Source organism: Chryseobacterium sp. OV279, assembly GCF_900128945.1.
In the GTDB taxonomy this organism is placed as follows: Bacteria; Bacteroidota; Bacteroidia; order Flavobacteriales; family Weeksellaceae; genus Chryseobacterium.
On sequence record NZ_FQUD01000001.1, the window covers coordinates 1,467,207 to 1,479,977 of the forward strand.

Below are 12,771 nucleotides of genomic sequence, written 5' to 3' on the forward strand. Positions count from 1 at the left end.
GGAATGAATTGGTTGAAGTATGGTATTGTTTTACTTTTTTAAATGAAATGCCTTTGTTTCTCTTTATTAAAATAGCTTCATTTCAAAAAACCTTTGTTTTTCTTTGCGATTATTAAAATGCTAAAACCTAAGCAGATGTTGTAACCTTAACTTAATCACTGGCCTAGCCACGATCTTTGCTTTCCTTAAAATTATCAAGAACCTTCAAAAGAACTTTGCGTCAAAATCTCCCACAGATCCCGCTGATTACACAAATTTATTTGCATAGCATAAGTAGTGTTATTTGTGAACCCATTCGTGAAATTCGTGTTTAAAAGCGTTTCATCTTTAAAATTTTTACTTCGAATAAAATAACATAACTACAAACAAAATAAGCATTCTACACACTTTTTACTCAGTATTAAATCATGAGAATCAGTAAATAAAAACCAAAACCCTCACAATAGCAAGGGTTTTTGGTATACTTCATATATTGAAATTAAAGCTTTATTAAGCATTCATATCTGTAATATTCTTATAATAGAGGATAACGTCTTTAAGCTCTATCAGCGGCAGCTTGCTTTCGCTGAGCGATGAGAAAACAGCTATATCGATCTGCAGCCAGGCCCCGTTGTTGACAGGCTGATGCTGACTATACCATGTTTTAAGCGTATTGGCCAGACGGCACACAAACGGGTCGGAGTCGCTGAAAGACGGCTGGCATCCTCCGGCAGGAATCTCATAATCCGTTGGGATCTCGAAAGTGAACGGTGCTGCCAGCAACACAGGCAGTTCTATCGCAGGGAGCAGATCTCCTGATGAGGCCAGCAGAGGATAATTCCATGATACGCTGAGTTTCACCAATTGCTCTGCCAGTTCATCGTACGTAAAGAACGTACTGAAGAAGTTGGCCAATTGCTGGGCAAGTGGTAGGTTCAGTCCTGTATCATTATTAATCCTTGCAATATCAAACGTATCGTCGCTGCTAAGCAGTGGGATCAGCTTATTGGAGAACCTTACCAACGGAGTGCGGTAAATAAAGTCGTTCACTGTCGGATTATAAGGCACTAGGTCCTCGTTACGTATAATAGACAGACCTGCCCAGGCATACTGGAACTGTAGAACATTCAGCGCATCTACATTGACATTGCGCGATGGAATATTGAAGGACTCTTCCCATGACAGATAGGTTTTATCTGCGGCCTGATACCAATACGCATTAGGAATAGGCACGCCTTTCTTATCGGTGGCATTCACTTTTGTATAGTTGTCAATCGTTACGTAAGGGGTTTGCGGCAGTTCTGCTTCCAGTACAGCTTTAGTACCACGATATAACAACAGATCACTGGCAGACATATCCACAGAAGGTACAATGGTCACCAGCAGGCGGTTGTCGAAATCAGTATCATCTGTCTGACGGATGATGAAATCGTAGGCCCGGGCAGTACCATTGCTGTTAGGGTTACCGAAAAGCAGACTGTTGAATTCACTCCAGGCAATAGCAAGGTTATTGGATAAAGTAACCATCGTTTGTAATGCATAATAAGCATTCGCCAGATTAGTATCGCTGTTATCTGATTGAGCATTAATCAGTTTCAGATAACGGTTGAAATCGTCCAGTACCTGTGGCCATACGGTGACGAACTGTGCCAGGTCACTGAAGAGGTCGCGGGAAGGTGCTCCGAACATTTTTGCGGAAGGATTCGGAATCATATTGAACTCAATATCAGAGAATATTTTGTCCTGCGCAGCCTGATCTTCGGTATACGAATACGTAAAGTCCCATTCGGATGCTTTGGCCAGACGTGTTTTGGTCGTGTCGCCTTCCACAGATACGCCTTTGCCTGTTTGTGTGGTCAAAGTAGGCGGTGTAGGATAGTTTCGTAGCACTACAGGAATATCTACGTTGCCTAAGCTTTGCTGCAGAGATGATGAGGTAACAGACGCTTCTTTTAGCGTACTGCTGTTACTGCTAACATCTGCAGGAATAATAAAGGTAAGCCAGTTAGAGCCCTGATAGCCGTTGATGCCTGCCACATCACTGATGTCGCATTCCACATGGGTCACTACATACGTCATATCCAGATCTACGCTGGTAAATTCCTTCGCATTTTTAGTCGTAAAGCTGAAGGTGAGGAAGGAATCCGTATCGGTGGCATCCTTTTCATTCAGCTGGATCTTAGAGGTGGAAATGCTGTATTCTTTTGCTTCCCCATCTGTTTTGTTACCGATCACCGGCGTACCATACAGGCGTGGCGGTGTTTTATAGCTGCCGGATGCCACAAAGTCAGATTCCGCTGTTACTTCAAATTGTACCAGAGCATTGACGGTGTAGGCATTGCCAAGCTGGTTGAGCAATTGCTGTTCAAATTTATCTTTCGCATTACCAAGGCTGGTATGGTCACCCGATGCAGTTAAAACATACGGTGCTGTGAGTACAGGCTCCACTTCTGAAGCAATAGCCCCGGCCAGTTTAGTTTTAGCATTGGTAATGGCTTGAAGGTAAGTATTGGCATCAATCCCCTGTGTTTCCAGCCATGTTTTTTCTTCATTTGATTTCAACTGATCCACAAGGAAAGCCGGTATAGCATAATCTGCGCTCAGGAATACATCAATGGCATTGAGGGATTGTGAGCCCCAGTTATCCATATCTATCCCTGTAAACGTCTGCACTTCACCTTTGCTGCAATCCAGCCCCTGGCCTGTAAGATAATCACACATAGGCACGCCGGCTTTGGAAACAAGACTTGTCGCCAATGGCTTAGGCGCATAGAATACGGCATTCAGCAAACTGTACGTATAGATGTTGATTCGGTACTGATTAAACTGTTCTTCCGTAAGTTGTTGCTGCAAAGCAGTGTCAAACAGATCTCTGCTGTCATACAGAGTATCAACCAACGTATTGATCGCAGTGGTCACATCGGCCGGTACACCGTCTGCTGTCAGCTGTGCAATAGAATCGGCCGTCAGCTGATAAGTACCTGCCTGATTGACCTGCCAGAAAATACCCTGACCGGATCTTAAGCCCATGCGGACTACAAACACCGCCTGGTTATTGGCACCGCCTGCTGTTGCAGCATTCGTACCGATGGCGATCTTCAGTTCGTAATTACCAACACTTAAGAAGGCGGCTTCAAACAGGGCAGCAAACTCATTCAGACTGTACTGCGGATCAGTGCCGTCCTGTGCTGTTGTGGACATCGTTTTCGGTTTCACCTGCGTAAGAGCCTGGGTGACCAAAGTACTGTCTTTAAAGTCTGTGTTCACATAATTCAGGTCTCGGTAAAAATCAAGATTCACAGTGAGCTGCAAGATGGAATGGGTGTCGATATCTGCTGCATTAACTGGGCTGGAGAGCGGATTCATAACCGGAGCCGTACCCTGATTCCCTTGGCTGCGTGCCGATAAATAAGTATAAATATCTTTTACAAATTGTAATAACTGGTTAAACTGGTCTCCGGACAAATCGGTGGTTTTACCAGGAGTAAGCGATGTACTGAGGGTCGCAGTCAAAGTATTCTTACCATCTACCGGATTTAACTGGGTCAGTTGATAATATACATTCGTGTAGGTCAGTAAATCATTGGCGGCATTCTGTTTCCAGTCCTGCTGCTGGTCTGCCGGTACATCCGGCAATTCGTTATAGCGTTGTGTATTGAAGTTGAATCCCAGTTTCAGTTCCGGTTGATTATCGGTACCGAGGTCAAATAAATAACTCAGTTCCACACTTGGCCATTTACTCAATCCTTTCAGTTCATCCACATAACCTGTCTGGATAGGAGGATTATTGATCGGTGTGGCAGGATCCAGCTGCGGATCACTGAATGGAGTAACCGTTTGGTTGCCATAATAATCTACCCAGTCAAAATGCACCTGCACCGGATGACCGATACCACGGTAAGGGTTACCATCTTCCTGCGGATAGCCGGCCGGATAGGTCATAAAAGCATTAGGCTTAGCGAACTTGGCAATAGGCACCACCTGGTTGTAATACCATATCAGATCGTCGCCACCGTTGCTGTCGTCTGTTTTACCCAGTACATCGTCCTGTGTCTGTGGCTTGGCAGGTCCTGCAGGTAAGCCTACAATACTTTCCGTAAACCAACTGTTCTCTACCACCTGATAACTCAGAAGGTTGTACATATTGTTGAGGTATACTTCGGCATAATCAGGATCCGTTACTTTAGGTTGTTTATCCGGATCAGGGTTAGGATTCGTGCGGTTCAGATCGAAACCGGCAGTACCTTGCTGTACAGCGGTTACCTTATGCAGGATCTGATCGTTGATGCTAAGCGTGGTAGGATTCACAAAGATGTTCACCACATCCCTTGCAGCCCAGGCCATAGCAGCCATGTCTATAAAGTAATAGGCAGCAATGGTTTCGAAGGTAGCACCTGCTTTACCGCCGATGGTATATTGTACCTGAGGTAACAATATGAGTTGCCAAAGCGGAAGGTTGTTCCAATCGCTGATACCAGGATTGAGCTGTTGTATAGCCGCTGCATCCACTTGATAATAAGCCGCAATGGAGCTCAATGAATTGCCGGGACCGTTAGTTCCGACTTCGGCAACCAATCCGTTAAAAGTGATAACAGGTACAGGATATTGTGCAGGGTTTGTTGCATCTGCTTTAGTGTTGAGGACTACTTTTTTATTCAGCTCTGCCAGTTCGGCAGGCAGTATATTGAAGCGGGCCGTAATGCTATCGATCGTATCATCAGGAGTGTTAACATAGTATGACAGTCCTTTCTGCATTTCGCTTTGTGCATAGACCACGCAGGAGTTGGCATCGATCTTATCGCCTGTTACAGCACAGGTCATATAATCAGTTGGTTTGTTGTTGTACTGGCTGCTGTAAGTGACCAGGAGACGTACATTAGCTGTATCACCTTTACCGAATACACTGGAAGGGAAACCTGTGTTGCCCTCAGTTTCGTTATACATCAGGTAATAGCCTCCTGAACGGGTAATGCTGCACTCCCAAAGCAGGCGGATAAAATCGTAGATACTGTTCAGTACACCTGTCGTAGGCGCTGCTTCATCCTCCTCTCTTGCTGCCATTTTCAGAGCAGAGGTATCCGGATTGGTTTCGGTAGAGAGATTGGCCTGTACAATAAATGTTTTCATGTGCTCCATGCCGACAGATAACAATCCGTCTGAGCCTTCATACAGCCATTGTATATCAACGATCTTATCCTTGTTATTGTTAGCTGATTTTGGATCTAATGCCAGCAACAGTCGTTGCAGAATAGTAGCATCTGCCTCACTTGCCCCCAAAAGTTCATAGCTGTAAGCATTGACAGAAGCCGTAGAATCAGTATCGAGAAGTTTAAGCTCTATATCTACCATCGTGCTCCATCCGTAGTAAGAAGATGGCCAGTAATCCATCACCCCTTTGGCGGCATCGTACTGTCCTATCTGAACGCTGAACGCTGAGCCTTGCTCTTTAGGCAGTGCCAGTTGGTTGAGCAGACCGGAAGGGAACTGCCAGATCAGCGGCGATACATTGCTTTGGTCACCAGGTGAACCGTAAGGTAAATTCAATGCTCCGGATGTCTGCCATTTCGTAGTAGTCTGGAAGGTATATTGCACCGCCTGCAGGTTGAATGGCTGCATAGGCGCTAGTTCCAGTACATCCGGCTGTACACCTGTTTCCTGTGCATAGGTAAGCAGGGTACTGATCTGGTTAAGATCGTCAGATGTTAACGTGATATCGAGGGTATTGCCACCTTCTTCCTTCATTGTTTTTCCATTGAACTGCAGCCAGCTTAATGAGTTGTTGATCAGCTGTATCGAGAAGTCTGCAGGTATCGTAGCCGGCAGGGCAAATTCCTGGCCAGTCAATGAATAAAGGGCGCAATTGGAACCGGTACAAGGTGAACCAGCTGAAAGGGTAAGTCCCGGAAGAGTAGTAGGCAGGCGCATACCGTGTAATTGATAGCGCGATACCATACCAGACAACTGTCCGTAAGAATTATTATCGGTAAAATATTCCAGAATGCTTCCTACGGTAAGGTACTGCAGACCCGGAATATTGGCATTGGTATATCCTTCGCCGTCGTAGAATAATTTGTCCTGCTGTTGGTTGGCGTAATTGGTAGCCAGCAGGGATGCCGTAGTATTATATTGTTGTGCTAATGTATCCAGCGTATCAGCCTCAGCAGCATCGTCGAAGGTAATGGTAGTATGGATAAACGGTTGCACTAATACCTGACCCAGCGGCTGGACTTGCAGGGCCTGTACCTGTAGATTACCCGCAAGGTCCTGAGGGGTAACCGTAGCATTTGCTAATATGGAAATAGCAGCGGCCATGCTGGTTAGCGTATCACCCGGTACAATAGTATATGGGATCGTATTATATTCAAAGCTGTTACCTGCAATGAATAATCCTGGGGTTATCTGGTTTTGCATCAGTAAAGCACTTACGTCGAGTTTTTTGTAGACGTCAGTGCAGATGCCATTAAAGGTGTCTTCGTTTTTAGCGGTATAGATAGCAGCACCAATGATCAGCCAGCTGCCCGTTATAAGGACTGCCGTATTTTGGAAACTGGTATCTGCGGCAAGATCACTTACCGTTGTTTTTAATCCGGCCGCTACTGCATTGATCGTATCAGTAGCCTTTACATTATAAGAATTGCCTTTATAAGTAAGCGTTTGAGGTGCCAATAATCCAGGCACAGCTGCATTCTCTGTGATCAGCATGGTTGCTGTAATGGCATAAATGGCAGCCACAGAAGTGAAGGTGTCACCATCTGCAATATCATACATAATCCCTGTTATGACTACCGGATTATTACCGGTAAGCGGATGGGTCTGATTAGCGGTAGCGATGTCCTGTACATAAACCTTATTGCTCGTTCCGTCTACGGTAATGCCATTAGCCCAGTTGACCATAGCGGATAAGCTGTTACCATTGCTGAGACGATAGGTAAAGTTATCCATTGCATCGGATGCATAACCTGCCAATTGCTTACCTAACAGCACGAAATAATCTTCAAATACAAAAGTAGACATACTCCATTGCTGCGGATCGGATACTGCAAATCGGGCAGCAGTTGCTGTCTCTTCCTGTACTTTCACAGCCAGTTCATTGAACCATTCTTTCACAGCCGACAGGTATTCCTGTGTAGCCATATTATAAGTATTGAACTGGATGTCTAATGAGATATCAGGCACCTTCAGTTCAAGATCAAAGAACATAGGGAAGATGGCTGCTGCAGTCAGATTGTTTTCCAGCAACTGAACGTTCACTGCCTGGAAGCTGTTTTGCAGGAAGCTGAGCAAATCATTGGTTGGTATAGGGAAAGGATTGCTTTCGCTGGACAGGAAGGCGATCAAAGCATCAAGATCCGCTTTTGAAATACCTTCCGTATCTACTTCTGCACGGGCAGATTGTGATGGGGTATGGTCAATATAGTTCAGTACCAGCCAACGGAAGAAGTCGGCGCACAGATGTTCAAAGGAAGTCGTAGTTCCACTGCCATCACCCGATGGATCAGGTGCATCGGTGAACAGGGTCGCTACATATTGTGCGGTCTGGTCTTTCAGGTTGCCGTTTTCAGGTCCTGCCACGGTCAGGTGAGGCACAAAATACAGATTCAGTGTAGGCAGACTGTCCGCAGAAGTTGCTGCTAATACAGAACTGTAGTTGATAGGCATATGAGGTGAACGGCGTATCACCATTTGATCAGGCCAGATTTCCTCTGTCACGTCGAATGCATCAATGGTTGCAAATTCAACAGGCATAGCACCATCAAGCGGTGTTGCCTTGCGGGCAGGTGCAATTCGTACAGTAGCCGCAGGTGAAGATAATCGGGCAGCAGCATGTGGAGCTCCAAGATTGTTGTTCCAAGGCGCTTTGGCAGTCTGATCTGTCCCAATGGTAAGGTCAAAGCGGATTTTTGCCGTAAACGTAAAGTGAATGGTAATGGAGAAGATCCCCAGATTCAGTTTAGCCGAAACCCTGACATCCACTGAAGCTACGATAGCCAGTGGTATTTTGTTATAGGCTTCAAAAGTAGCCTGTGCATACACCATGACGGTAATATTGACACTGGCCGATATGATCCCGAAGTCTATAGAACCATATAATTTACCAATAATTCCAATGGTACCCTGCAGGTAATAATAATAGGAGGTTTCTACCTGTTCCTTATTGCTTTCCTGTAAAGCTCCGCTGTACGGATAGTAAGCGGCGATCACCCCTTCAATAATACCAAACATGGTAATACTGAAACCGGCATCGAGTATACCGTAATTCACGCTATAGCCGACACCTACCTGCAAACCGATCCCAAATACGATCACCGGATTAAAGTTTCCGTAATTGGTTTTAGGGACTTTATTGGTCGTAGCACTGCTTAACTTGCCAAAATATATACCTCCTGAACCCATAGCAGGGATACCCGGCGGCACAATGGCCTGCAGGGTGAACGAACGGGAGAAATCCATATTATAAGGGAAGCCAATATCCACCATGAAATCACCATTGGTGTAAATTTCAATACCGATGGAAGGCAGCGTGATATTGACTGCTCCAAACTGCAGATAGCGCAGGGCATTAGGAAGCGTAAGATCTATTTGATAGACCCCGATAGAGTCGGAGATCTTTTTATACATGATCTCAAAATCGAGTCCTTCGAATATCTTGGCTTTTCCGCCTGCCATGGCGATGCGCAGACCGTACAGGTTAGGATCATTAAACACTACCTGCATATCCAGCGTCCATACCGGTTTATCCTTGGTGCCTGCATTCAGTATCCCAAAATTGGTGGCGATCAGCCAGTTGCTGTCCTCATTGAACTGCAGCAGGGTATTGCCAGAACCCGGTCCTATAGGCACTGTGCCCGGTTTAGGTTCCGTAAAGGCTTCCTGCATAGCCTTGGTTACATCTTTAATGGAATTATATTGGGCTGGATTGACCAATTCTACGTGCTGACCCATGGCTAGTAGCCGCAGGTCAAAATACTGGTTGCCCTGTCCCGGTACTTCCGGCATTTTCTGAATGTCCTGTCCGCCGGTGGAAGGTTTGAACAGGTTACTGTCGTTGATAGAAGGCACCACGGAACTACCATCGAAGGTGATGAATACTCCTTTCTCGGTTTTGGTAAGATTGATGCCATTAATATTGATGAATACAAGGTTAAGCGTTTTTGGCAGTTTGTAGGTAACCTTGATGTCTTTGGTGTCGAGGTTGTAAGTCACCGAGAATCCGTCCAGACTTATTTTGTTCAGTATATCCCATGGAGCATCGAGTTCAAATGTAGGGTTGAACAGCATCTTCATGAAAGAAGTGATCAATCCGCCCAAAGTCCAGTTTTTAATGGAGAAAACAATGGTACGGCTTTGTCCGCTTATATCATACATGGCGGTAAAACCTTCCCAGGTAATGGCGAGCTGCTGATTGTTTTCGGAGAAATTATAGCTGATGCCGACAGTGGCATTGAAGTAATCCAGAGTGACACTGCCCAATACACCGCCGGAGTATTTTCCGGTGGCAGAATCATTGCTTGCAGCTTCATATTTCAGCCAGAGATTAGCAATAATATTGATTTTCTGATCGATAATCGGGAAATTAAAGATCCATTGCAGGCCTCCTTTTACTTCATAACTGCTTTTTCCTGTTCCGCTTGGAATGGTGGCATTCAGCGAGAATTGTGTAATATTTAAGCTGTCAGGAAGGAAGCTGGTAGGCAGACTGATGGTCTGGAATAATTGTTTAATGAGTTCGCCCAGATTTAAATTACTGCCTTCAGGCATTGCGAGGCTTAAGTTCCATCCGTCAGATGAATTGTAATTCACATCCGTATTGAGCTGCAGGCTGCCAATGGCAAATAATCCCGATACCTGAGCGGTAAATATACTTGGTCCGGAACCGCTTGCGGGTGAAGAAGAAGTCAGGCGCAGGGTTCCATCAGTTACCGAAACATTGGTGATGAAATTAATGTCAATATTGGCATTGGCATAAAACTCATAATACTTACTGTTGATATCCATATTGATACCGAAAGCGGTAAACTCAACCAGCAATAAATTTTCAGGGATGTTAATAGCTCCTCCTGTAATGGCTGATAATAAATTGTTAAATGTAACCGATCCCGTAAAAGCAGCAGAAAGTGTCAGATCTGAAGTGATTTCCACATCAAAACCTCCCACAAATATAGTAGGGAAGAAGTTGACTCTCGCACTGAAATATAAACTTTGTGCATTCGTGGTACCCGGACCAATGATGACCCAGTTCACATCGAATTGCTCAATAACAAAATTATCGAAAAGCGTCCATGCGCCATTCGATCCTATATATGCTGATACGCTGGTTATGCTCAGCCCGTTGCTGAAATCCAGAGAGGTATTAAATCCTTTGAATGCAATACTGTTGAGGTATTGCTGTAGAGTAGGCGGGATCGTCTGAAACCAGTTCTGCCCGGCCATCAGTCCAAATAAACTGAGCGGGGTAAGGGGTTTATCCGGTTCGGAAGCTACATTCAGCAAGAAAGAAGAGGATCCTGATTCAACGGCTGCACTAAAATTCAACACAATCGCATCGCCAGCCGCCAGTAACAGGCGGAAGTAGAGTATAGGTGTCTGTACTTTTTCCGTCTCACCTGCGGTTGGCATCAACCCATCATCCGTTTCGTACTCAAGGCGCAATGCATCTCCTTCATCTTCCGGTTCGGTGGGAATGGTCTCTTCTTCTGTTTTAATCTGAAACCCTATACCAGGGTTGCTGACTTTCAGAAATCCCAGGGATATCAGAGTGGCATCTACATTGACAAAAAGATCCAGATCAGGATAAACGATATCTTCATTGTTAACCTGTGAAGGATCTATACTTCCCACAAGAGCCAGCTGTGTAGACGAGGTCCAGGAAGTAAAGAAATTCACAACAGGCTGCAGCCATTTGGTCAGGGTAATAAGTGCTGCAAAGTTCTGACCTTCCGTTAATGAAATATTTTGTTGCTGCCATTTGAAAGCAGCCACTTCATTAGTACTGAAAATAAAGGAAGGCGAAGTGTAAGGAAGATTATCAAATACACCGCCGGTCATATACTGCCAGCTTGTGGCAAATGTCCAGTTGGAGAGATTGATCTGTATGGTAAACTGAACTTCATCCGCATCATTCGCTGTAACGGTCAGGGTGACGGAAGTATTAGTCTTTTCTACATTAAGTATGGCCGCCGTTGCGTTGGTAATCGTTAATGTTTCTCCAGGCTCAGGGATAGAAGTACCGGAGATGTCGATCAACAGAAACGAATCAACAGGCAGCTTGTAGCTTTTGGACAAAAGATCGTCCAGCCCAGCCTGAGGGATCAGGTCCGAATCGGTAAAAGATGCTGCGTTAATAGTAATGTTGTTATTATTGGCAGCGGCCTGGCTCCTGAAGATAGCAGCTAATTTGGATAAGCTCATAATAAAAAGTTATTCGGTTAAACGTCTACAATTAATCCCATATGGTCACTTGTACTTCTGACCCTTCGGTAATTGTTCCAGCCAACAAAAGTGGTCATAGCCCCTATATTGCCTCTAACATAACCGCCATGTCCTCCGGGACCTGCCGGTGGAAGTGCCAGAGCGGAAGGTAATCCTGCCGCAGGCATTCCTGCATTCAAAGCCATAGCAGAATTGTATACCAGGCTTCCCGGCGGTGCGCCCACTATCGGCGGTGCATCCCGGTTATACGTCGTGCCGGTTACCCTGTTCACGATGGTGATATTCGCGGCGGGTCCGACAGCTGTTCCTCCGCCATATCGGGTCAGTATATTATCCACACTCGAGAAAGTATCCTGGATCACATACTCGTAACCGGGATATCCGTTGGTCTGCCACGGTCTTGCACTGTTGTGGGATCTGATCATGGTGCATACATAGCCTTTGTCCGGCCATACATTGGGTGTGGGGTTGATCTGGCGTGTATAGCCGACACCTCCGGGAAGGTTATTAAGTAACCGATCATAAGCAATAGGCTCGAAATGGGTGTTAAAAATATCCACATTAAAGTCTCCGACGATCACGCCCACTTCATTGACGGCAAGGTTGGTCGTCATTTCCTGGATATAGGAAAGCTGGTTGGTACCGTCTGCCGACTGTTGTTTTTTGGGAGAAGCATGAAAGGAAAGTAATTTGATCGTCCTTCCGTTTGCAGGTTCCCAGAATGTCGTTAAAAAAGGAGTTCTGTTAAAAGCATTCGGAAAATCCAGTACAGGGGCTACACCTCCGACAGCAGGTCCGTGGAACTGCCATTGGCCCGCCAGGTGACGGTAGGGTATTCCCGGATTAATCAGATTTCCTCCACCGGGTGCATTACCCAGAGGGAGAGCACCTGTCCAGTTGATTCCATAATTGACAAGATTTCCAGCTCCGATATTGGCTACTGAATCAGAGGGATTAGCTCCGCCCTGCCAGCCCCATGGACCTGTAAACTGTACATTGGCATGGTTATAAAAAACGGAAATACCTTCCTGTACATTACCCTGTCCCAGTCTGAGTGGAGGAACAAGCCGCCAGTCGTTGGGTGCCGGAAACCAGGCCCTTAACTGTTGAAGCAGGAACAGGCTGCCCGTCTCCCCACCTGCTGTGATCAGCGTACCGGGAGCGCCTGTGCCCGTAGATGTTTCTACCACCACAAAAATATCGGGAGTATTCTGGATAAGGGTTGTACGGATCACTTCTCTTCTGTAACCGGCCTGTGGCGGAGGGATCGTAAGCGTTCCATCCCGTTTCCGCTTGGCTCTGGGTTCATTTATTTTGTTGATTCCGAACTTTTCAATGTTCCAATATAAGATACGGGCCATA

The 12,771-nt window shown here is 45.7% G+C and carries 2 protein-coding genes; both read right to left on the reverse strand.

The window, feature by feature from the left end:
• Positions 1–489 precede the first annotated feature (489 nt).
• On the reverse strand, positions 490–11,388 hold the full coding sequence (locus BUA72_RS06630; RefSeq protein ID WP_072922266.1) for a LysM peptidoglycan-binding domain-containing protein: 10,899 nt from the start codon (positions 11,386–11,388) through the stop codon (positions 490–492).
• 17 nt (positions 11,389–11,405) lie between these two features.
• On the reverse strand, positions 11,406–12,770 hold the full coding sequence (locus BUA72_RS06635; RefSeq protein WP_072922267.1) for a hypothetical protein: 1,365 nt from the start codon (positions 12,768–12,770) through the stop codon (positions 11,406–11,408).
• Position 12,771: the final 1 nt, after the last annotated feature.

What these genes read in the sequence shown, in the direction of transcription:
- BUA72_RS06630 (WP_072922266.1), bottom strand. Translation starts at nt 11,388, where the DNA reads ATGAGCTTATCCAAATTAGCTGCTATCTTCAGGAGCCAGGCCGCTGCC.
- BUA72_RS06635 (WP_072922267.1), bottom strand. Translation starts at nt 12,770, where the DNA reads ATGGCCCGTATCTTATATTGGAACATTGAAAAGTTCGGAATCAACAAA.